Origin of the sequence: Spartinivicinus ruber, from assembly GCF_011009015.1 — a bacterium.
Taxonomy (GTDB): domain Bacteria; phylum Pseudomonadota; class Gammaproteobacteria; order Pseudomonadales; family Zooshikellaceae; genus Spartinivicinus; species Spartinivicinus ruber.
In genome coordinates, this window is the sequence record NZ_CP048878.1 from 3,504,302 (window position 1) to 3,526,752 (window position 22,451).

Consider the following 22,451-nt stretch of genomic DNA (forward strand, 5'->3'; position numbering starts at 1 on the left):
ACTATTGATTCTTGTTAGACTCGCTTATAGAGTTGCGTAAGAACTTACGTAATGAGTTAAACAAATGCAAGATTTCATCGCTGCGCTTGGCTCCCAGGCGTTAGGTAGCCGCTTGAAACGGCTCAGTGACCACTTCATGCAAGAAGTGACCGAGATTTACCAAACCGCAGAAGTGGATATGCCCCCTCGGTTGTTTCCACTATTAAGCTTGTTAAGCAAACAACAAGCACCCATTAGCACCCTGGCTGAGCTGCTGGGTGTTAGTCATGCTGCTGTTAGTCAAATGGCAAATACCATGATTAAGCTGGAATTAGCCACTAAGCAAAGTGATAGCCAGGATGAGCGCCGACAACTATTAACACTCACGCCAAAAGCTAAACAATTAATACAGCAGTTGCAGCCCGTTTGGCATGCGATTAAAACGGCAATTGATGATTGTATTGAGAGCAGCCCTCATAATTTACTTACTTCACTAAATGATATGGAACAAGTTCTCACCGAAAAAAACTTACAGCAACGAGTACAAGAAAAGCTCGTCAAGCCCACGCCTGATATTACCATTGTCGGCTGGCAACCCGCTTACAAGCAGGCTTTTTACCAGTTAAATCGCCAATGGGTTGATGAGTATTTTGAGTTTTTACCCCTAGATAAACAACAACTGGAACAGCCAGAAAATTACTACTTGCTTTCTGGCGGAGTGATATTTTTTGCTCTCATTAATCAGCAAGCGGTTGGCACCTTTGCTTTATACCCCATTCAACCTGGTGTTTATGAGTTATCAAAAATGGCAGTAGACCCAGTATACCGAGGTTATAACATTGGCCAACGACTGATTGAACATGCTATCAGCCAAGCTAACTTGCTGGGAGCAAAAAAAATAATCCTGGAAACAGCATCTAAACTACACCCCGCCTTAGCGCTATATCAAAAAATGGGATTTAAAGCGCTACCCCATCCGGAAGGCGAAGCTCGATTTACCAGAGCTGATGTTTATATGGAATTAACATTATAAGTTGTTTTACAGCAGTTTTATCATTGAGAAATAGCAGTTATGCAAGAAGTTGTTTTTAGCAAATTTAATCACCCTGCCAGGCAAGCATTTTTTGCTGGCGCAAAACAAACTATTCCACTGCTGATTGGGGCTATTCCATTTGGTGTCATTTATGGCACATTAGCGATTAACCAAGGCTTATCTCCACTGACCGCATTGGCTATGTCTGTTTTTGTTTATGCTGGCTCCAGCCAGTTTATCGCCGTCGGCTTATTAGCTGTTGGCACCAGCATACCAATTATTATTCTCACCACCTTTATCGTGAACTTACGGCATATGTTGTATGCTGCCACTTTGTTGCCTTTTGTTAAATCACTCCCTCAAAAATGGCGTGCACTGCTGGCCTTTGGTTTAACTGATGAAACCTTTGCGGTTGCCGCTAAACGTTATTTTGAAGACCAAAAAAACAACCTCTCCCCCGTGGCTGGCCACTGGTTTTACCTTGGCTCAATGACTGCGATGTACCTTAACTGGGTCGTTTGTACACTGGTTGGAATTACCATGGGACAAGCCCTACCTGATATACAACACTGGGGATTAGACTTTGCAATGTATGTCACCTTTATTGGTATGGTAGTTCCTTATTTAGTCAAGCGCCCTCAATGGGCTGCAGTTGTCAGCGCGGGGCTAGTGGCAGTGGCAACCCATTCCCTGCCCCATAAAGCCGGATTAATTATTGCTGCCCTTACCGGGGTTATCGTTGGCGTATTATGTGAGCGGTTTGTTTCCAAAAATACTGAGAAAAAAACTAATGACTGAAGTAATGCTAATTGTAGGTATGACTGCTGTTACCTTTTTTATTCGCTATAGTTTGTTTGCTGCTGCTGGCCGATTTTATTTTCCTGGCTGGCTGTCCCAAGCATTGAATTATGTCCCCCCTGCCGTATTAACGGCCATTATCGTACCAGCCCTGTTAATGCCTTCTGGACAGCAAATAGAGCTATCACTGGATAATAATTATTTAATAGCTGGCGTATTGGCCATGTTTATAGCCTGGTTTAGTAAAAACCTACTCGCCACAATTGTATTAGGCATGGCTATTTTTGGGGCTTTACAGTGGCTTTAGTAGCTAATTGCTCACATAAAGTTTCCATCGCTAATAATATACGAGGGGTTGGGCGTAAGATATGATCCGCTTCCAGATAAATTACTTGATTGTGCTGGATAACGGGCAGCTTTTTTAGTTGGGCTGACCAGCCATCTTGCTGTAGAAGACTATTAGTCGCAACAACAACTGATGGAGAAGTCACTAATAACTGTTCAATACTGATGATGGGTATCAGCGGTGGTAAGTCAGCAAAGGGATTAACACCACCACAGTTTGATATCACATCATTAATTATATGATTTTTATTAACCGTCATTAATGGAGTTTGGCTGACCAGAAAGAAGACTGTTGGTTGCTTTTTTTGCTGAGTATTTTTTGTTAAATACTGGGTGTGGAGTTTTTTTAAACTTTGCCTGAATTTCTCTGCTGCATGATTAGCTGTTTGTTCTACACCCGCCAACTGTCCTAACTCTTCCAATTGTTCCGGAATAGCAGTTAACCGAGTTGGTTCTGAAAAATATATTGGATATCCCTGCCGTTGCAGGGCTTGAATACCCGCATTGGCATTACCACTGCGCCAAGCGACAATCAGATCCGGTTTTAAACTAATAATGGTTTCTGCTGCTATAGCATCAAATCGACCCACTGTTGGCAGTTGCTTAGCCTGTTCTGGGTAATCACTAAAACTAATGACGCCTACAACTTTATCACCAGCCCCTGCTGCAAATAAAAGTTCTGTCGTATGAGGTGCCAAACTAATAATGCGTTTCGCCGGAGCGTTTAGTTTCACCCACTGCTGACTATCATCTTGAACAGCAATCACTGAGTCGGCAGATAACAGCGTAGCCTGTGTAATTGTCCAAATAAGACACAAGACACTTATAACGTGCCGCCTAAAGGACGTGCACCGCCATAAACCGTTAACACTCATCAAGGTGAGTCACTACAAACTGATTTAATACTTCTGCTGTAAAAGGCCAACCTAACTCACCAGTGGATTGATTATCCAAGGCAATCACTGGAATTCGAACCCCATAACGATCCACTAAATCAGGATCATCTGCAATTTCTTGAAGAGTAATTGTCAGGTTATAGTGAGCGGCAGCTGGTTTCAGTAGCGCTAAGGCTTGATCACATAAATGGCAACCAGCAGTGGTATATAAAATAACAGAGGGCATAACAATCACTTAGCGACAAATAGGCCGCTAAGTGTAACTAAGTCAGAGAGGTTGCACCATCCTCTAACTTGTTAAGGGCTCTAGTAGTTTCTGGCTAACTTCAGCTAACCTAGGAATCAACACCCCTTCATCTGCAAATAAGTCTTCTGCTTTAGCCAACAATTCTTGTAATAACTGAGTGGGTTGGTTAAAGCGCTCTACGGCTTTCAAATAGGTTTGCTGCAGCTGATCGACATATTCCGCTAGTGGTTTTAAGCCTGCTGCTGCATTAGGCAGCCCCGCGACAGACTGGTAAGTATCAGTCACTTGCCGTACTTCTGCAGAGTATAAGTTAACAGCAAAGCTCTGTAATTGAGAGGTGTCAAAACCCAGTGACAATACTTTATCAAACGCAGTGGCTATATCTCCTTCAAAAAAATCATTGGCAAGTGAAAACACATCATTGAGTAAACCATTGATGGCCTCCTGCTCTTCAAGGTCTAACTCACCTTCAATGGCCAATTGAAACTGCTGATGCTGATAATATTCAAAGTTTTCTTCAGCCACGAAGGTTTGCCTACCACTATGTTGTGCTTGAGCACGACTGACATATGCTTGATACGCCTCAAATGCCGATGCCTTTATCGTTACCACATCACCATCACGGGTGGTTACCTGAAACGAGAAATCCTGCTGACTTAACAGGCTGGCCGAACGGGTGTGCGTGGATAGCCGAGGTTCTCCAGTCAATACAGGAGGGGTAACTGTGGGAGGCTCCTGCTTAGTATCACGACCTTCCTCAGTAACGACTGGTTTATCAGTAGGTGTGGGTAAATACTGCTCACGCAATCGATCTAACCCTTGTTCAATCTGGCTAAATGCTTTATCAACACCTTGGTCGATATCCTCTGTTAACCCACCTAAAGCATCTAGCGCCTCTTTGGCTTCAGTAAAACCCTTCTGTACCCCAATGATGGCCTGATCAAACAGGTTAGCCAAGTGTTCTTCATTAGCCCCGTTGGCTGCCTCTTTCGCTAAACGGCTTGCTACAAACTGCAATACATTCCCTGCTACTGTACTGGCAGAAAACTCATTAACTGGTCGTACTTTTGTGATGGAAGGATCTGGTTCAACAGAATGACTCAGTTGATCTTTCAGCTGGGGGGATACAACAGACTGGCTTTGTTCCAATTGCTGATGAGTAGATGAAGACTGTTTCTCAAGCCCCTGATACAGCGACTGTAATCCAGTGTTAGGCTGATTGAGTGATGTGGGGTTAAATGACATATGAGCCACCCTTTTTAGTAGCAGTTCCTTAATGAAGGTATCGGCAGGTTTTTTTAAACACTTGAACCATCAGCTATAATAAATTTGTTTGACTGAGCCAGGCCTTATCTCCAATGGTTTCTAAAATGAACAATGACTATGGCAAAACCTTCTCGCCAACAACTGTTACAACAATTAGAGCTGCCTCCCAATGCCAGTCTTGACGATGTCAAACGGGCTTACCGGTATCATGCTAAACGACTCCACCCCGATAAAAACGCAAATCAGGATACCACCCAAGCGTTCCAGCAACTGCAGCAAACCTATCGGTTATTAATCAAGGGTTTTCAGCATGCTTCCCCGACAACTGCAAACCAAGTTGAATCAGCCACAAGTATTACTGAACAAGTAAAGCGTAACCAACAACAGCTTGCAAAAGCTTATGGTATAAAATCCAGTAAAACCCTTAACAACCAATCCGTAAAAGCACCAGACTTGTCTTCAACTACAGCCACAGACAGTAAACAGCTACCTACTTGCCAACGCTGTGGTCAGTGTACAATCAATTTGAGTATACGACAGTTTTACCGAGTCATCGGTTTATTCTATAAAACCCATCAGCAGCAATATGAAGGCATTTGGTGCTTAGGTTGCAGTTGGAAGCTTAGTTTATGGTATAACTGCATTAATTTGCTGCTAGGCTGGTGGGCATTACCTGCTGGGCCCTGGCACAATTTAAAAGCCTTTTGGCATAATGCAACAGGTGGCTACCAACCTGAAAAACAACTGTCGTTATTATTTGCTTGGGTTAAAACGCTTTACCAGCAACACCATTATGGCGAAGCGGTTAACTTTGCCTACCAGTTATTATCATTAAATCCCCCCCCCAATCGAGCAATTCAGCAAAGCTGCTATCGACTATTGGATAATTTAGGCAATCCCCTCAAGCCACCACTCCCTAATTTATTGCCCTGGTACTGGCCTGCCAGTCATGGAGCATTAGTTCTGTTGTTAATTGCAATGATCATCAGTCCCTTTTTTATTCAGGCTGCCCTCCATCAACCTTATATTCCCAGTGAGCCTTTCAAGATTCGTCCCGCACCCCTTTATCCAAAAGAACGGCTTGGCCGACATTACACCCTAACTGAAACCAAGCTGTATACTAGCCCTAACCTGAATAGTACAGTTGAAACATTGTTACCAGGTTTCCATCCCATTCAAATAGCGAAAGTAATCGATAATGTTTGGTTACAGGTGACTTATAAGCAAAAGCCTTATTTTGCTCGTGAGGCACTCATTGGTTTTGGGGATGCTGACACAGCAAAAAAACTGAAGTGTGATCAATACCCCCAACGCAAGCCGTTTAGTGGTGAACTGATGGGCAAGCAGTTTGGTCAACAATCACTTAAACTTACCAACCCATCCCAACAAGATGTAGTAGTAACTTTTAATAGTGGTAAACAACAAGTGCAAAAAGTGCTTATTTACGCCAATACAACAGCAATGCTGACCCACTTACCTGCTGGTATCACACGCTTAAGCGCTACTTTTGGCAAATTTTATAATCAAGCCTGTGGCCAGTTTACTCGTATTACAGGCACAATAAGCCAAAATATTACTCTCTTTGGCCAGCAAGCTGAACTATCACTCAAACCATCTGCTTAGAAACTGTTATTTAAATCAAGTACGCTTACTGTTGTACATTCAATTTCTGGATTAATTATGGATTTTTCTTTTTACAATCAACTGCTGCTGATTTTTGCCTGCTCAGTCATGGCTATTGCTCTACTGAACAAACTGAGAATGCCACCCATTTTAGGCTATCTGGCTATTGGTATTATCCTTGGTCCAGCAGTCAGTGACAGTATTGCCGATTACCAAACCATCGCCTTATTAGCTGAAATAGGTGTGGTGTTTTTACTGTTTTCCATTGGTCTGGAGTTTTCCTTTGCCCAATTAGTCGCAATGCGGCGACTGGTGCTTGGCTTAGGGGGAATTCAGGTTATTTCGGTTACCGCTTTAATTTTTTTTGTAGGCTGGTTATTTCAGCTTCCTATCACGGTTGCCCTACTCGCCGCCGCTGGTATGGCTCTTTCTTCAACTGCGATTGTTTCCAAAGAACTGACTGAACACAATGAACTTAGAACTGAGCATGGCCAGATTACCATTGCTATTTTAATTTTTCAGGACATTGCTGCAGTTTTATTTTTAACCCTAATTCCAACCTTAGGTAGTGACAGTTATCAGGAACTGGGACATGCTGTTTTGCTTGCACTTGGCAAAGGAATAGGGCTTTTTATTGCCATGCTATTTATTGGCAAGTTCTTATTACCTAAGTTATTTCATGAAGTAGCCACAGCACGATCGCAAGAATTATTTCTACTGACAGTATTAGTCGTTGCGCTATTTGCCGGTTGGATTACCCACTTTTTATCCTTATCAATGGCACTAGGCGGCTTTTTAGCTGGCATGATGTTAGGAGAAAGCCATTATAGACATCAAATAGAACATGATATCCGTCCCTTCCGTGATGTGTTGCTAGGCCTATTTTTTGTTTCCGTTGGGGCCATGCTAAACCTGAATTTATTTATTCAAAACTGGATGATTATCCTAGTTGCTACAGTCAGTTTACTAGCAGTCAAAAGTTTATTAATTGCCATACTGACCTATTTATTTAGTAAGCAAAGGGAATCAGCGCTAACAACTGGACTTTATCTATCACAAAGTGGTGAGTTTTGTCTAGCGCTGATTGCCTTAGCTGGTAAGCAACAACTTATAGACCAAGAATCCCAGTCGTTACTGCTAGCGATCAGTATTCTGTCGATGGTAACCACCCCTTTTATGATCCGTTATAGCAGCTTAATTGTTAAGTGGGCCTTTCCCCTCTCCCCCATTAAGCCTGCTGATAGCCATGCCCAAGAAATTGCTCAGCTCACTCATAAGCTTAATCGACACACCATTATTTGCGGTTACGGTCGTGTTGGACAGTCAATTGGTCGGTTTCTAAAACAGCAGCAACTGCCTTATACCGCTTTGGATGATGACCCCATTCGAATAAAAGAAGCCAGTAAAGCAGAATCCCATATTTACTATGGTGATTGCCGACGTATTGAATTGCTCAAGGCCATCGGCTTAAACAAAGCCTGCTTAGCGGTTGTGTGTATTGATGACCCCAGCCAAGCCATTACTATTACCAAAAATATTCGCAGTTTGCGGGGTGATATTCCCATTATTGTCAGAACCCGAGATGATACCTATTTAGAAGCGCTCAAAGAAGTTGGTGCAACCGAAGTCATACCAGAAGTGTTAGAATCCAGTCTAATGTTAATCAGTCATGTTCTTGTCATGCTGGACCAGCCAGGAGCAGTGGTGAGAAAGCTAATAGACCAAGTAAGAAAAGATCGTTACCAATTATTACATGGCTATTATCAAGGCGAAAAATCTACTCTGATTGACGCAAAGGGGAAGCCCAGGCAAATATTACATGCCATAACATTAACTGACGATGCGGTCTGCATTGACCAACCACTTAATGAGCAACTCCTGGCTAACTATTCAGTAGAAATACATGACATCAAACGAAATGATCATCCCATCACCAATAGATTTGGTACTTTATTGAAACCCGGCGACTGTATTTTAGTTTCTGGTTTAGCCGAAGATATTGAGCAAGTTGAAAACCTGCTATTACTTGGCTAGAAACAACCTCTCAGGCTCCTTCAGCAAACAACGCTAAGAACTTTTGGGCTTCCGGTTGAATTTCAGTAAACTGAAGCCCAAGATGAAAATTGACTGTTCTGATGACGACATGCCTAACTTGGCCACGGGCATAAATGGTTATATTCTTGCCATTATGATTGGCTTGGATCATAACCGGAATAATTTGTTTCATTTTAAAGTTGGCATCAGCCTCTAGTAAAACACCGTGCTCAGATACATTAACAGTTTTAGCAGATATTACCCTGTCTCCATCTTTTATGGCGGCTTTCCAACGGACTGCCCGGCGGGGAGACTGCCTTTGCTCATGCTGGTCTTGTTCAGTCATTTGTTATCAACTACTCATTTGTGTTATTACAAACCCTATTACTTCTAACGCTTTGGCTATATTACAAAAGTGAACTTATTACTTCTTAAAAATACTTTTTTACCGATTTCATATTCTAACTAGCTCTTAGCAGCTAACATTTATAATAAAACTAATATATCTTATCACCAGCATAAAACTGGTATAGCACATAACATAGTCAGTATAGCGTTTAGTTAAGGTAAATGTTTTTACTGAAAGCGGTACAACGCAATAATCAAACAAAAGTTTACTGCATTTTCTGGTAACAGCTTTGACTTTTCTGGTCAGCGATTTTTACACTCTTGCGGATGACACCTTTCCAGATTAATTAACCCTTTGATTTTATACAACTATCATTTTCCAGGCATAGTTTCTGCCTTAACTGCTGTATAAATACTAAGGGAGTATAGCTAATGAATAATCCTCGTTCAGGCGAGTTATCCTATCCTGGAAAACGCTCGGATCGTTTTATCTTTAAAGAAAATTATTGGTACTTTAAAACCAGGGAAGATTTAAATATCGGACCTTTTCGCAACATAGATGATGCTAAAGAAAAAGTTAAAGATTATCTGGATTTTATTTCATTAGCTAGCTCTTCAGCCTTACAGTCGTATTTTTCGTATGTGTATAACTTAAGAAATTACTACTAAGCAAATAAAATACGAGAAAAATAGCGATTAGCCGTAGCATTGCAGTTGTAGGCAATGCTATTTCGTTTTCATCGAAAAGGGAGTCTTATTGTGTATATAAACCGACTAATGAGACAATTATTTTTTCTTATTACCTTTGGTTTAATGCTTTCCTGGCTACCAGCACCAGGTAAAGCATCAACAAATGCTGAAGCCACAAAACCAATAACAACTCAAAATAATAAGTAAAAACTAGCCTACTGTTAATAGGCTGTTAATTAGGCCGCAGTGTAAAATATATGACAAAATGTCATCTGAAAAATTAACTAACCCTATTACCCTAGCTAGCACTAATTAGCTCGCTTTGATCCACTTCAAGTCGATGGATCTGGTTGATGAAATTCAGCAATACAACGCAACGATCAATTCCTTTATCACATAAATACACTGCTTTAAGGTATTTGAACGGACCATCCTTAAACTCTACTATTTGATCAGGCTTAAATATAGGTTGGCCATCCAGCAAAGCTTGCTGCTTTTGTATTTTGTCAATTAGCTCATCTTCTACTTCAGCAAAAGTGGCGCCAAACCGAACAAAACCAAGCACACCTCTTGTCGACCGTACTTTAGAGTATAACGTACCCACTTCATCTGCAGCTCTTTTCTGCAAAAAAAGATAGCCGGGAAACAAGGGCTCTTCTGTACCATTTTTCTTTTTAAGCCAAGGACAATAGTTTTCAAATCCCTGATTATTCAAATGTTGTACAGCTCTTTTTTCTTCTTTTGGTTTTGTTCTTAGCAAATACCACATAGTCGCCCAGTTAGTAGTCAAAAAACGGTTTCAATTCAACGTCCATATTGAAAAAATGGAACTCTCAGCTTAAATCTATTGTTTGACAAGCTTGCTTACAAACCTGACAAATCCCACAGGTGTTTTTAATTAATCAAACAAGCATCTTAATGTAGTCACACCCATCCATACATAAGGGTAATTACCTATTGACTTCCCATCTACATCAATAACCATACACAACAACCCAGGCTCAAACTTTAGCTATAATTGTTTTAGTTTACTCTGTCAAAGCAAGCGCTCTATTACACTAAAATTCAATGCAATGAATAAACCCCTTGTTATTCTTACTCAAATTACCTACCTGCTGTTACCAAACCAAGCACCCGCTAAAGATCAACCTATTGAAATATACTATCACGAACGCCCTTATTACTACTTTATAGAAAACAATAAACTAGCAGGAATCGTTGGTACTAAGGCCCAGTTCATATTAGACGCAAGTGGAATCTCATATCGCTTATTGCCATTACCTGCAGAACAACAATTAGCTGTAATAAAAAATAGTAATAATAAAGTATGCGCTATTGGCTGGTTTAGAAATAAGCAAAGAGAGCAGTTCTCAAAATATTCCATTCCAATCTATCAAGATTTACCTGCAGTGGTAATAACCACAAAATTCCAAACCAAAGTACTCAAGAAAAGAACTATCGATGAACTGCTTTCCGATAAGCAATTCATCATTGGTATTAAATCGGGTTATTCATATGGTGATTTTTTAGATAAAAAGCTCGCTCAACACACACCTAAAGCTGTATTTACAGAAAAAGACAGCCTCGGCATGTTATCCATGTTAAAAAACAACCAAATTAATTATTTTATCTCTGCATATGAAGAAGCCTATAATTTGATTGAAGATAATCATGACTTTGTTATACATAACTAAAGTTTCACCAAAACATTTAAGCCACTAACTGAAGCATAGTACTAATTAAATTATTATCATGGGTTTTGGTAAATATCCCCAAACCCTTGCTGAATTTTTCCTGTTCAGTTTCTTCCGCAAAGAGACGGCGGATATCAGAAAAAGCGAAAGAGCTCCGGTTTGCAACAGAGTGGCGACGAGTAGGTTTACTAGACTGTTGTGCCACATAAAACCAAAGCAATGACATGGCCATCATACAAAAATGGAGATGGTTCGTCACGGCATGCTCTGTTCTAGCCTGACAAGATAAGCTCCCTAATTCCTGTTTTAACTCTTTAAACCCAGCTTCAATCTTCCAGCGTGCACCGTACCATTCAATTATTTGAGTCACCGTTAAAGAGGTATCTGTTGAGTAGAGAGCAACCCAAGAAGCTCGTCCGGAATAAATCCACACGACTCTAATCTGTGTTTTTAACGATTGACTCATCACTAGCTCAGTATAAGCCTGTACCGCGCGGGTCTTACCGTAGAGCTTAACCTGATACGTTGTTGCATTTCTTTTATGTCGCCTTGCCAGAGTTGCTACATTGCCACGACGCTTGCCGTACTTTCTAGGCGCTCCTCTTTTTCTTTTCTTGGGTTGAGTAGGCTGATCATATAAGACACTATTCGAACGCAATCGAGAGAGGAGATGAAACTGTTCGCCAAGTGCTTTTTTCAAAGGCAAATATAATGACCCGTTACCAAACCAGTTATCACAGACTAACAATACTGAGCGATGGCCACATACTTTAACTACACGTAATATCATGGTAATTGCTTGATCAATCCGTGTTTGAAAGTCTTTTTTAGCGACATCTTTATTCAGCTGATAAAAACGAAAGTTTAGAGGTAAACTAGCCCAACGACCGTGAATATTTTTTAAGCAGCTCAGTTTGACAATATTTTGCCCCCAGATATAACGCGACTGATTTTGTTTAGCTGCATGATCAAAGTGTTTGCCACAAGCAAATATGTTTCTTCCAGTTTTAGGCAACATAGAATCATCTGTGGCAAGCAGAATAGGTCCTTCTGTCTGATTTAAGGGTAATATTTTTTGCCAGACAATTGGCCATAATTTATCCCAAGCTAACTTAGGAGAAGCCATAAATCCATAGAATCGACGGAGGGTGACGTTATATTTAAAGAGCTTTGTTATTGCTCGGTAGATATGTGAAGCTCTGGAACCTATTACTGGTAGCATAATGGCGATCAAAGTATAAACAAATAGTGCCTTTCTTTCTCCATTTTGCTTAATTTGAGTTTGCAATTCCTTAAGAAGATCGATTAAACTTTGCACTGAAGCCTCTTTTTTGGGTGTTGTTTTTTGGCGAAAACTAACATATCAAAAAAGGGGCTTTTTTGTTACTGGAATGGTGAAACTTCAGATACATAAGTTTCCTGAAATACCTTCAGGTAATTACCGATATTTCATTTGCAGTAAAACAGTTGAAGATGAAACTATAAACCATATTAATCGCTTAATAAGAAAATATTTACCTATAGTCTAATAAGCTCCTCCTTTATCAATACCTTATTTTACTTCCAAACCAGAGATAAACTGCAGTATAAAAGAGCTTATTTTTGGGAAGAAGTAAGCTAAAGACCCAAATACCACAGCAAAACCAAGCATCCAAGGCGCATACTGGGTAATCAGCTCAGAATATGAACCCAAGGTGGTTGGCATAACAAACAATCTAACAATGGCGCCAACAACCATACCTAAACACCCAAATATTAAAGCTAAGATCATTCTAGCTGCTTTCTTAAAATATTTTTCCATTACTACTTATCTAACACGTTCTAAAATATGTTTTTAATGCCTTTTGGCAAATACAAAATACTTACCTTCGACAACGCCTACAGTCTCATTTAAGTCAGACATCATTTTACCGAGATTTTTACCCGAAATATTCCAACGCCATTCATTAGCCCACCAATTCGATGGTATATCTGCATCATGGCATTGAATGGGTAGGTTTTCTTGTACCTCACCATTGATGACAGTTGGCCCAAACTGTTTACAGTCGTAAAAAGGACGCCACCAATGAAGATCTGGCATACCAACAGCACCATTCCGAGTAGTCAAATCCCACGCCTTCACGGTACCATCATGCTTGCGATAAATCATCACTGACCAGCTGTAACCACTATAAAGCTCTCCATAAATAGGATGAGGCAAAAAAATATAAGTACCAGGTTTAATGTCTGATACATCAATTCTTGGCAATGCTGCATCTGCTTTCGCGTTTGGCTTCAATGAGTAAATAAAAGGTAACCTAGCAAACATCAAGCCGGTAACAGCGATAATTGATGTAAAAGTTACCAATAGGCCTCTTTGGTTAATACACATACAACAAGTTCTAACTATTTACGAACGTTTGAGTCTATTTACCTTATTAGTAATTATTGTAGTTTGCAGATCACCTATTAATTTAAAGGCAAACAAAAAAAGTATAGCTAGCAATAAACTAGTGATTAAAAATTGTCAAACCACTCAAGTGAGCAATTTTCAGTCTACAACAAGACTTTTTGATGCGCGATATACAAAGCAACAATCTATAACTATTGCACTAAAGCAAAAGCTATGTATAATGAGGCCAAATTTCGACGACAAGTAAGTTGCTGTTAGCAGCCCGGGTGGCGAAATTGGTAGACGCAAGGGACTTAAAATCCCTCGGAGGAATACTCCGTGCCGGTTCGACTCCGGCCCCGGGCACCAGACATATAAAACAAGTCAATAACTGAGTTAATCACTACTGCGTCAATTGGCAATTGTTGCTCATCACTTTGCTGATACTTACCTGTTCTTACTAAGCAACCCTGTAAACCTGCTGTTATTGCTCCAGCCACATCACTTACAGAATCATCCCCCACCATTAGGCACTGATCTGGATCAAACGGAGTTGAAGCTACAATTTGCTCAAAAAACTCACTGCTTGGTTTACCCACAATGATGGCTTTGGTATCTGCCGCCCACTCAATGGCTCGAATAAAAGCGCCTGCATCTAAATGTAAACCATGTTCATCTTTGAAATACTTGTTTAAGCCAATACCAATGAGTGGAGCTCCTTTTTTACAAAGCTGAAAAGCTTTATTTAACGACTGGTAGTGTAAATCCTCCCTAGCATCTCCTAACAAAACACAGTTAGGCTCATCCCGATCAAAATCAGCAAAGTCACTTTTGATTGCTTGATGTACAAGACAGTAGGGCCTTAATTGCTGTTGTTGAATATAACGTTTGGCGGCAATGGGAGCAGTAAAAAGCTCAGATTCCTTAATAGGAATATTGATATGCTGCAGCTTAGCGATTATTGACTGGTTATTTTTGGTAGCAGTATTGGTGACAAAACGCAGCACCAGCTTATTTTTGCGAGCTAATTTAACTGCTTCATCCGCCCTAGGGATCAACTGCTCACCGTCATAAAGTACACCGCTAAGATCAAGAAATAACGCTTTATAGGGTTTTAGCACTTTTAAGTACCCTAGCTCTTATTTACAACAATATCTATCGCTTCTTTGGCCCATTTAACTAATAGCGTAGGATATTGAATCAACTCTTCAGGCGCAGCATAATATTGTTTGACTTTGACAATACCTTTGGTTGATGCGTAGGAAAATGGCTGCATACCCTTTTCCAGATACTTCAAACGGGTATTATCGTTCACTCGAAAATAAATAGTTGTTCCTCTAATAATAGCAAACTGCTTGGCCTCAACCTGTAAACCATACCCACCAAAAATCTGCTTACCTTCAATACACCCTAAAGGCTTGAGCAACTGTTGTACAGTTTGAATAAACTCGTTAGTTGAAGTTACAGAAATAGCAGTCATTTAAATTCCAGTTATGCCAAGCTTGTAGTGCAGTATATTACATAACCGATAGTGATTAAACCTCAAGCAGTTACTATCCCCATTGGAAAGCCCTTAAACAACTTGCTAACCTATTAAGCCCCCCTTTTTTCAAAGGGGGAAGCAGCCTTTGTGACGCTCTTTTACTACAACTGTTGTTTACTTTTATCCTTAATGCGTTGGCTAATAGCAATACAACGCTCTTCTTGTTGAATAGCCACTTTTAAACGCTTCTGTACCACGGGGCTGTCAAATGCCAGGTTAGTCAACGCTGCTTGTAACCTTGCTACATTTTCAGGCTGACAGAGCCTTGGCAACAACCGGGAGTAAGTCGATTTAAACCGGCTATCTTTTTCCTTCAGATCATTCAGCTGGCCAACTATTTGATCCGCATAACCAGCAGATAAAGTAAACTGACTGGTTGGAAATAAACCATCAACTAAAGAACGTTGCTCTTGTAAAGTCAAATTACTATTATCCCATAATTGTTCCAGCCAATACTGTTTGGCCTTCGCCTGTGGTTGAATTGCTTTTGCTAACAAAGCCTGACGCTCAGCCCGATCAGAGCTATCTCGACTCAACTCCCGATTAATCCACTGGGCTGCACTAGGAATAGCATATTCATTTAGCTTAACCACCAGCCGCCAACGCAAATCTTGATCAATAGCTAGACCAGCAATACGACGTTTTAATGCCAAAATATCTTCCACTTTAGCTAAACCTGCAGGCGTATGAGTAAAGTGGATAAAGGCTTCAAACCAAAAGGCTTGCCAGTCAGAACCAGGCTTGGCTTTTGCCAACTGCTGCCAAGCCAGATTTTCCAATTGAGGGCCAAAAATTGCCAGCTCTTTTTCATGCAAAACTGCTAGGTAGTCATAACTTTCCTGCAAATTAGCCACTACCTGCCGTACAATCATTTCATTTTTTTCGATGGGTAATTGCTGCAGTGCCCACGACAAGTAATTCGTTAGTGGCAATTTAGCAGCCATTACTTGATCCCACTGTCCTTGCCAAACCATAGAACGCAATAGTGGGTCACTAATCCGTGACAAATGCCGTTTAATGTAATCTTCAGAACGAGAGTCGAGTGCTACTTTGCTATACCCCCAATCATCTACATTTGCAAAGGTAAAGTCAGGACAGGGGCGCCCAATGGCTGCAGGTACTGATGTTACTTCACCCAAATAGGTAACAGGAATAGGTTTAGCTCGCTTTAATCGCTTAGCATTATCATAATACAGCCCGACTAATACTCGCTGAATACGATAGACTGGGTATTTATTTGAAGCTTGCTGAATAATAGAAAAATCACTGATTTTATTATTTTTACATTGATAATGGGTACTAATAGTATTCACTCCAGCAGTACGCAACCATTGCTTGACCCAAGGGGTTAAGTTTTGTTTTGATGCATCCGCTAAACTATTAAAAAAATCATCGAGCTGAGTATTTCCTCCCGCATATTGCTTTAAATAGTTATGAACACCTTGCTTGAAATTGTCCGGCCCCAAATAATGGGCTAATTGTTTTAATACTGCCGCACCCTTCCCATACGTAATTCCATCAAAATGGGTAAAGGCATTATTGGTATCCTCCACCTTCACCTCAATGGGATGAGTAGTTACCAGTTCATCTTCTTCATAAGCCCATAATTTTATCCGTGAATAAAACCGTAACCAGCTATCCTCATAATCAGGATAATGACTCATAGCTAAATGGGCCATATAAGTGGCAAAGCTTTCATTTAACCATAAGCCATTCCACCAGTCTGCCGTCACTAAATCACCAAACCACATATGAGCCAGCTCATGTAAAATTACGTTAGCACGACTTTGACGTAATTCTCGTGTTACTTTTCCCCGTGTTAAATAACGTTCAGAGTAAGTTACTGCAGCCACATTTTCCATACCACCAGCATTAAATTCCGGTACAATTAACTGGTCGTATTTTTCATAAGGGTAGTCCAGCCCAAAATAGTCCTGAAAAAAAGTCATACCATGACGGGTTAATTTAAACCACTCTTCAGCATCCACATAATTAGCCATTGACGGCCGGGCTAACAAACGCAGTGGTGGTATTGCACTATTATCTTCCCACACCTGATAGGGACCAGCATGAAGAGAAATAATGTATGTACTAAACCGTTCTGAACGGGGAAAATACCAACGCTTCCGATCAGATGATAATCGTTCAATGGTTGACTCCCGCTCGGCGCTAACAACTTGCCACTCTACGGGTGCATCAACCGTTAATTGATAAGAGGCCTTTAAGTTGGGCTGATCAAATTGAGGAAATAGTTTATTACCATCGTAAGGCTGTAGCTGGGTATGTAAATATACCTTACCATCTTTTGGGTCAGTAAAACGATGTAATCCTGCCCCATCTTTACTGTAAGAATGACTATATTGAATGGTGACTTGGTTATGGCCCTGCTTTAATTGGGTAGCAGGCAATTGAATAAACCAGTTGTTGTATTCAGCGTTAACAGGCTTACCATTAATGTGCATGCTATGGACTTTACCTCCTACAAAATCCAACGTCAGGGGCTGCTCACCCGGTTGCCAGGCAAAATCAACGGTCACTTCACCAGTATAGTCTGGTTTGGTTTTTGAAAGTGACAAAGCTAATTGATACGACACATCACGTACTTGTTGATAGCGCTGTTTAGCATATTCGTGGGTAAGGTTAGCTTCAGCAGCCCTACTCCATTGCTTTTTCGAGCCTGTTTGTTGCGATAGTTGTGTCGTACAACCAGCAATCAGGGAGATCGTTAGTCCAGTAGTTAATAATCGATTCCAAGTCCCTGATCGAGAAGTATTATCCATTCCTGTTTTCCCTGGTTTTATTGATTTTGTATAGATTCCTGAATAAAGGCAGCTACCCACTGAATAACTCGTTCACTATCGACGGGCGCAGCCATGGAGTATTCAGCTTCACGTACCCGTTCGGGAGAGTATTTTTCACTTCTGAGTTTAAGCAAATCATGACAATATGCTTTAGTAAATTCAGGATGTCCCTGAATGCCTAACCATTTACCCTGCTGAATGATATAGTTAGGACAAAACTGGCTGCCACCCAGTATTTCAGTTTTATCGGGCAGTTCCACCACTTGATCTTGATGGCTGACCAATAAATCCACTTCTGGCTTAAATGGTTGCATCCAACTTTTCGGCTGTTTTATTTGGTTAAATGAAACGCCGATCCCCCAACCTTTTGCTGATTTTTCAACCTTTCCTCCTAGCACCTCAGCCATTAATTGATGGCCAAAACAAATCCCTACAAAAGGTTTATTTGCTTGATACAACTGTCGTAAAAATTCCAACAAAGCTGTCAACCAAGGCAGTGGCTCATAAGCACCAAACCGGCTTCCTGTGGTTAAATAAGCATCACAGCAATCAATATTGTCAGGCAATACTCCTTGTGTGGCGTCAAAGCACTGCCACTCAACTATCACCCCAGCTCGTTCAAAAACCGCTTTAAATTGCTCAGGATAATCACCGTGAGCAGGCTGTAATTCTGTTGTAACATGGTCACATTGAAGTAAACCCAACCTCATTATCATCACCCTGAAAATTCCAATGTGCCTGTAATGGCATTGGCACAAAGTGTCGCATACTCATCAACGGATAATAAAATAGGGTTTGTCGCTGCAGAAGGGTCTTTAATTGCCAGCTCGGCCAGCTCTTCCACATCACTTAGTGCCACCCCCACAGCATTTAAGGTATGAGGAATACCCAGTCGATCCCGTAAACTTAAAACCCACTCCATAAATCCCGCAAAGTCCGCTTGCGGTAAATTAATATATTTAGCCAGCTGCACAATACGACCTGATATTTTCGCGTGGTTAGCCATTAAAACATACGGCATAAGTATTGCATTAAGTAAACCATGGTGGGCATTATAGCGGGCTCCCATGGGGTGAGCTAACGCATGCATCGCTCCCAAGCCTCGTTGAAAAGCCGTTGCCCCCATACAAGAAGCCACTAACATATGAGTTCTTGCTTCAATATCTTCACTTTTTACATAGGCTCTGGGTAAATATTGACGAATTAGCCGAATCGCTTCGACTGCAATCCCTGCTGCCATTGGGTGATAACCCGGCGCACAAAATGCTTCCAAATTATGGGCTAATGCATCCATACCAGTAGCAGCCGTTAAATTAGCCGGTAAACACAAGGTTAACTCTGGGTCTAACAACACCTGGCAAGGTAGCATTTTGGGGTGAAAAATTATCTTCTTTAACTGAACTTTTTCATCCGTAATGACTGCGGCCCTACCCACTTCAGAACCTGTACCAGCCGTAGTTGGTACGGCAACTACGGGTACAATTTTATCCGCATCAGCCTGCTTCCAATTATCGCCAATATCTTCAAAATCCCAGAGAGATTTAGTTTGCCCTACCATTAACGCAATGGCTTTACCAGTATCCAAAGCACTACCGCCACCAATAGCAATCACGCCATCATGTTGGTGATAACGAAATTGTGTCACTCCCGCCATCACTTGTTGGCCAGTTGGATTGCCACTGATTTTGGTGAACACCGTTAATTTCAGTCCACCCCGGGCAATTTTACCAATTAATGCTGTAAACACAGGTAACTGCGCTAACACTGGGTCTATTACAACCAGTGGCGATTGAATATCATGTTGCAAACAAAGCTCAGGCAACAGCTGTCGTTCACCAACACCCAATAAAATAGCGGTAGGAAAATGCCAGCGACAAGGCATTTGTTCGATCACTGAAGTGTATTCCATTACGGCTGCCCCTTAAAATGATACGACTTGGGTCGTGTCACTGTTTCATAACCCCAATTAGATAAACAATAGCCTTTACCGGATGCTTTTATCCCAGTCCATGCCAATGCGGGGTCTAAATAATCACAACGGTTTAAAAATACCGTGCCCACGGCCAATTGGCTGGCCATGTTTCTGGTTATTTCACTGTCTTTACCATAAATAGCAGCCGTAAGACCATAAGCGGAGTCATTGATTAACTCAACTGCCTGCAGGTCACTATCCACTTTCATCACTGGTAAAACAGGTCCAAAGGTTTCTTCTGTCATCACCGCCATTTGATGATTTACCCCAGTTAATATCTGAGGTGCTAAATAGGCACTGTCAACTGTATTAATTTTGAGTGGAGGATTATTCACCTTTTCATCAACAAATAATCGGTAGTCAAGTCTTGCTTCGGCCCCTTGTTCTATAGCCTGTTGAATTTGTGTTAGCACTTGACTGGCCGCACGGGCTCTAACCATAGGCCCAAGGGTTGTGTGTTGATTCTCTGGATGACCAAGTTGATATTGTTTAACAGCATCAATAATCATTGGTAAACATTGGTCGTACACCTCCTGATGGATATATAGCCGCTCAATGCCACAACAAGATTGGCCACTATTAAAAAACGCCCCATCGACCACACTGGCAACACTCGACTTAAGATCAGCATCAGGTCGTATATAAGCAGCATCTTTGCCACCCAACTCTAAGCTAATAGTTTTAAAGTGACCAGCGAGTTGTTTCTCCACCTGCTTCCCTACAGCCACAGACCCAGTTAACACCACATGGTTAATTTCCTTGGCAGTTAATAGTTCACCTGTCGTTTGGTGATCAAGATGCAAATATTGAAATACTCCTTCCGGCAACTGAGCTTGCTTAAACGCTTCTGCTAACCATTCAGCACAACGCGGCGTTTGTGAAGAATGTTTTAAGATCACTCCATTACCAGCCACTAGCGCCGGAATAATCGAATTAATAGCAGTTAATAAAGGGTAATTCCAAGGAGCAATCACCATCACCAGACCCAATGGTTCTCGCACTAATTTATTGTTAAAGCCAGGCCTATAGGGTAACTGGGCAGGTGCTAAGGCAGACTCAGCCACCTCCAACATATAATTTGCCCGCTCAACCATAACAGATACTTCACGCTCTGCTTGTAATAACGGGCGCCCCATTTGCCAACAAATATCCCGCCCTATCGCTTGCTGTTGACTGAGGCAATAATTCATCGCTTTCTGGCAATAGGCAACTCGCTCACTCAAAGCTAGTTTACACCACAGTTGTTGAGCTTTAATGGCATTTGTTAGCGTCGCAACAACCTGCCTTTTATTTGCATAGGGCCGTTCTAACCATACCTGATTATTGATGGGAGAAATTGTTTGAAATACGGCGTTGGTGGACATCCTCTTTCCTCACTTATTAAATAATTTCAAAATACCGCTCTAGCTCCCAGTCGGTAATATGTTTTTGAAACTCCCGCACTTCCCACTCACGGGAAGCAGCAAAATGCTCGACAAAAGCAGTGCCAAAATAATCACGAGCAACACTTGATTGCCGAAACCGTTGAGCAGCTTCCCATAAAGTGGCTGGTAATGCTTGCTCCTCAGGAATGGTTGTATCATAGGCATTGCCAACAATCGCTGGTGACGGCTCGGCTGCTGAACGAACCCCTAATAACCCCCCTGCAATTGTTGCAGCCAAAGCCAAATAAGGATTGGCATCAGCAGCACCCAACCGCATTTCCAACCGCTGGCTTTGCTCACCACCGGAAATAACTCGAATAGCCGTGGTACGATTTTCGAATCCCCAGGTCGCATGGGTGGGTGCCCAAAAACCAGGTATCAGCCGCCGATAACTATTAATGGTTGGGGCCAGTAAAGGTAAAAATTCTGGCAGCTGTTGCTGTAAGCCACCTATAAAATAACGCTGTACCTCACTCATGGTATGTTTTTGATCAGCAGCGTAAAATACCGGTTGGCCTGTATTTTTATCAACCAGGGAAAGATGAATATGGCCGCTTTGCCCAGGGTATTCATTAGACCACTTCGCCATAAATGTGGCCATTCGCTGATTTTTTTGTGCCCATACTTTAATAAACGTTTTAAATAGAGCGGCTTTATCTGCTGCATTTAAGGCATCATCTACACTCAATGCTGCTTCCAACACACCAGGCCCCGTTTCCGTGTGCAACCCTTCAATGGGAAAGTCCATGGATTCAGCAAGGTTTAATATTTCATGGTACCACTGAGCATGAACACTATTACGTAAAATCGAATACCCAAAATAATCAGGCGTAGCTGGTTTTAACTGACGAAACCCTTTTTCATGGGCACTATCAGGGGTTTCATCAAACAGAAAAAACTCATATTCAAACGCCGCTTTAACCTGATAACCCATATCATCAGCGGTTTGCAATACCCTACGCAATAAGCCACGAGGGCATAACGCTTCAGCACGGCCCGTTAACTGACCTAAAATCAGTAGCATATTGTCTTCTAATGGAAGCTCACGGCAGGTGTTGGGTAATAGCTCAACCGCTGCATCAGGATAACCTGTATGCCACCCAGTATAAGAAACGTTATCGTATAGTTGGTCTTTGATGTCCCAACCTAAAATCACATCACAAAAAGAAAAACCAGAATCAACCGCTTTAAAAAATTTATCCCGGCTCATGTATTTACCGCGCATAAGGCCATCCAAGTCAAATAGCCCCACCTTAATATGAGATAGCTCCCGTTCTTTAACCAGCTGAGCTAAGTCTTGTCGATTGGCAACTTGTCGCGCAGTTATTGGATCTGCCATTGTAACTTCCTTATTCAATACAGCGTATTAATTCGAAATAGATGGTTA

Annotated in this window: 21 protein-coding genes, 1 tRNA gene and 1 pseudogene; 8 read left to right on the top strand and 15 right to left on the bottom strand. The window is 41.4% G+C overall.

Annotated features, from left to right (window positions below):
• The first annotated feature begins 64 nt into the window (after nucleotides 1-64).
• From G4Y78_RS16095 to G4Y78_RS16105, 3 genes are read left to right on the top strand one after another with little or no spacing between them, the layout of a single operon-like run.
• On the top strand, nucleotides 65-1,012 hold the full coding sequence (locus tag G4Y78_RS16095) for a bifunctional helix-turn-helix transcriptional regulator/GNAT family N-acetyltransferase (protein ID WP_163833994.1): 948 nt from the start codon (nucleotides 65-67) through the stop codon (nucleotides 1,010-1,012).
• Between the two features lie 39 nt (nucleotides 1,013-1,051).
• A complete protein-coding gene (locus G4Y78_RS16100) occupies nucleotides 1,052-1,810 on the top strand; it encodes an AzlC family ABC transporter permease (protein WP_163833995.1) in 759 nt (252 codons plus the stop codon).
• Entirely contained in the window at nucleotides 1,803-2,117 is a 315-nt protein-coding gene (locus tag G4Y78_RS16105) for an AzlD domain-containing protein (protein ID WP_163833996.1), read from the top strand. Before G4Y78_RS16100 ends, G4Y78_RS16105 begins: the two co-directional genes overlap by 8 nt.
• Here the strand turns inward: G4Y78_RS16105 and G4Y78_RS16110 are convergent.
• From G4Y78_RS16110 to G4Y78_RS16120, 3 genes are all read right to left on the bottom strand, one after another.
• Nucleotides 2,089-2,922 carry a cobalamin-binding protein gene (locus tag G4Y78_RS16110; RefSeq protein ID WP_163833997.1) on the bottom strand — a complete coding sequence of 278 codons (834 nt, stop codon included), beginning with the start codon at nucleotides 2,920-2,922 and terminating at the stop codon, nucleotides 2,089-2,091. The two genes, G4Y78_RS16105 and G4Y78_RS16110, sit on opposite strands and share 29 nt — an antisense overlap.
• A 97-nt stretch (nucleotides 2,923-3,019) precedes the next feature.
• Nucleotides 3,020-3,277, bottom strand: coding sequence for a glutaredoxin family protein (locus G4Y78_RS16115; protein WP_163833998.1), 258 nt, complete (start codon nucleotides 3,275-3,277; stop codon nucleotides 3,020-3,022).
• 63 nt (nucleotides 3,278-3,340) lie between these two features.
• Nucleotides 3,341-4,543 (bottom strand): DUF5610 domain-containing protein, encoded by a 1,203-nt coding sequence (locus tag G4Y78_RS16120; RefSeq protein ID WP_163833999.1) that lies wholly within the window; start codon nucleotides 4,541-4,543, stop codon nucleotides 3,341-3,343.
• A gap of 138 nt (nucleotides 4,544-4,681) precedes the next feature.
• On the opposite strand from G4Y78_RS16120, the gene G4Y78_RS16125 reads away from it, so the two are divergent.
• Together G4Y78_RS16125 and G4Y78_RS16130 are read left to right on the top strand one after the other, a co-directional pair.
• A complete protein-coding gene (locus tag G4Y78_RS16125) occupies nucleotides 4,682-6,187 on the top strand; it encodes a J domain-containing protein (protein ID WP_163834000.1) in 1,506 nt (501 codons plus the stop codon).
• Nucleotides 6,188-6,244: 57 nt separating this feature from the next.
• Nucleotides 6,245-8,221, top strand: a complete 1,977-nt coding sequence (locus G4Y78_RS16130; RefSeq protein ID WP_163834001.1) for a monovalent cation:proton antiporter family protein — start codon at nucleotides 6,245-6,247, stop codon at nucleotides 8,219-8,221.
• A gap of 10 nt (nucleotides 8,222-8,231) precedes the next feature.
• Here the strand turns inward: G4Y78_RS16130 and G4Y78_RS16135 are convergent, their stop codons facing one another.
• On the bottom strand, nucleotides 8,232-8,567 hold the full coding sequence (locus G4Y78_RS16135; protein WP_163834002.1) for a PilZ domain-containing protein: 336 nt from the start codon (nucleotides 8,565-8,567) through the stop codon (nucleotides 8,232-8,234).
• Nucleotides 8,568-9,001: 434 nt separating this feature from the next.
• Between G4Y78_RS16135 and G4Y78_RS16140 the strand changes: the two genes are divergently transcribed.
• Nucleotides 9,002-9,238: a DUF6316 family protein gene (locus tag G4Y78_RS16140; protein WP_163834003.1), complete on the top strand. Its 237-nt coding sequence runs from the start codon at nucleotides 9,002-9,004 to the stop codon at nucleotides 9,236-9,238.
• 319 nt (nucleotides 9,239-9,557) lie between these two features.
• Here the strand turns inward: G4Y78_RS16140 and G4Y78_RS16145 are convergent, their stop codons facing one another.
• Nucleotides 9,558-10,028 (bottom strand): transcription termination/antitermination NusG family protein, encoded by a 471-nt coding sequence (locus G4Y78_RS16145; RefSeq protein WP_163834004.1) that lies wholly within the window; start codon nucleotides 10,026-10,028, stop codon nucleotides 9,558-9,560.
• 304 nt (nucleotides 10,029-10,332) lie between these two features.
• Here G4Y78_RS16145 and G4Y78_RS16150 point away from each other — a divergent pair, with 304 nt between their 5' ends.
• Nucleotides 10,333-10,953 carry a type 2 periplasmic-binding domain-containing protein gene (locus G4Y78_RS16150; protein ID WP_163834005.1) on the top strand — a complete coding sequence of 207 codons (621 nt, stop codon included), beginning with the start codon at nucleotides 10,333-10,335 and terminating at the stop codon, nucleotides 10,951-10,953.
• Between the two features lie 16 nt (nucleotides 10,954-10,969).
• On the opposite strand, the gene G4Y78_RS16155 is transcribed toward G4Y78_RS16150, so the two are convergent.
• The 3 genes from G4Y78_RS16155 to G4Y78_RS16165 all read right to left on the bottom strand — a co-directional run bounded on the left by G4Y78_RS16155 (nucleotide 10,970) and on the right by G4Y78_RS16165 (nucleotide 13,300).
• A complete protein-coding gene (locus G4Y78_RS16155; protein WP_163831508.1) occupies nucleotides 10,970-12,271 on the bottom strand; it encodes an IS701 family transposase in 1,302 nt (433 codons plus the stop codon).
• A gap of 234 nt (nucleotides 12,272-12,505) precedes the next feature.
• Entirely contained in the window at nucleotides 12,506-12,754 is a 249-nt protein-coding gene (locus G4Y78_RS16160) for a hypothetical protein (protein ID WP_163834006.1), read from the bottom strand.
• A gap of 33 nt (nucleotides 12,755-12,787) precedes the next feature.
• The gene (locus G4Y78_RS16165; protein ID WP_163834007.1) at nucleotides 12,788-13,300 is read right to left on the bottom strand and encodes a hypothetical protein; all 513 of its coding nucleotides are present in this window, start codon (nucleotides 13,298-13,300) and stop codon (nucleotides 12,788-12,790) included.
• Nucleotides 13,301-13,605: 305 nt separating this feature from the next.
• Here G4Y78_RS16165 and G4Y78_RS16170 point away from each other — a divergent pair.
• Nucleotides 13,606-13,693 (top strand) — tRNA-Leu (locus G4Y78_RS16170).
• Nucleotides 13,694-13,722: 29 nt separating this feature from the next.
• Here the strand turns inward: G4Y78_RS16170 and G4Y78_RS16175 are convergent.
• From G4Y78_RS16175 to G4Y78_RS16205, 7 genes and pseudogenes are all read right to left on the bottom strand, one after another.
• Nucleotides 13,723-14,445: pseudogene (locus G4Y78_RS16175) on the bottom strand (TIGR01458 family HAD-type hydrolase); the annotation flags it as partial.
• An 11-nt stretch (nucleotides 14,446-14,456) separates the two neighbouring features.
• Nucleotides 14,457-14,804: a TfoX/Sxy family protein gene (locus G4Y78_RS16180; RefSeq protein ID WP_163834008.1), complete on the bottom strand. Its 348-nt coding sequence runs from the start codon at nucleotides 14,802-14,804 to the stop codon at nucleotides 14,457-14,459.
• A gap of 164 nt (nucleotides 14,805-14,968) precedes the next feature.
• Nucleotides 14,969-17,647, bottom strand: coding sequence for an aminopeptidase N (gene pepN / locus G4Y78_RS16185; RefSeq protein ID WP_163834009.1), 2,679 nt, complete (start codon nucleotides 17,645-17,647; stop codon nucleotides 14,969-14,971).
• A 17-nt stretch (nucleotides 17,648-17,664) separates the two neighbouring features.
• Entirely contained in the window at nucleotides 17,665-18,378 is a 714-nt protein-coding gene (locus G4Y78_RS16190) for a glutamine amidotransferase-related protein (RefSeq protein ID WP_163834010.1), read from the bottom strand.
• Between the two features lie 5 nt (nucleotides 18,379-18,383).
• Nucleotides 18,384-19,577 carry an iron-containing alcohol dehydrogenase gene (locus G4Y78_RS16195; RefSeq protein WP_230425603.1) on the bottom strand — a complete coding sequence of 398 codons (1,194 nt, stop codon included), beginning with the start codon at nucleotides 19,575-19,577 and terminating at the stop codon, nucleotides 18,384-18,386.
• Complete coding sequence (locus G4Y78_RS16200) at nucleotides 19,577-21,004, bottom strand: aldehyde dehydrogenase family protein (protein WP_163834011.1); 1,428 nt, start codon at nucleotides 21,002-21,004, stop codon at nucleotides 19,577-19,579. The genes G4Y78_RS16195 and G4Y78_RS16200 overlap by 1 nt, the downstream gene beginning before the upstream one ends.
• 16 nt (nucleotides 21,005-21,020) lie before the next feature.
• On the bottom strand, nucleotides 21,021-22,403 hold the full coding sequence (locus G4Y78_RS16205) for a glutamine synthetase family protein (RefSeq protein ID WP_163834012.1): 1,383 nt from the start codon (nucleotides 22,401-22,403) through the stop codon (nucleotides 21,021-21,023).
• Nucleotides 22,404-22,451 lie beyond the last annotated feature (48 nt).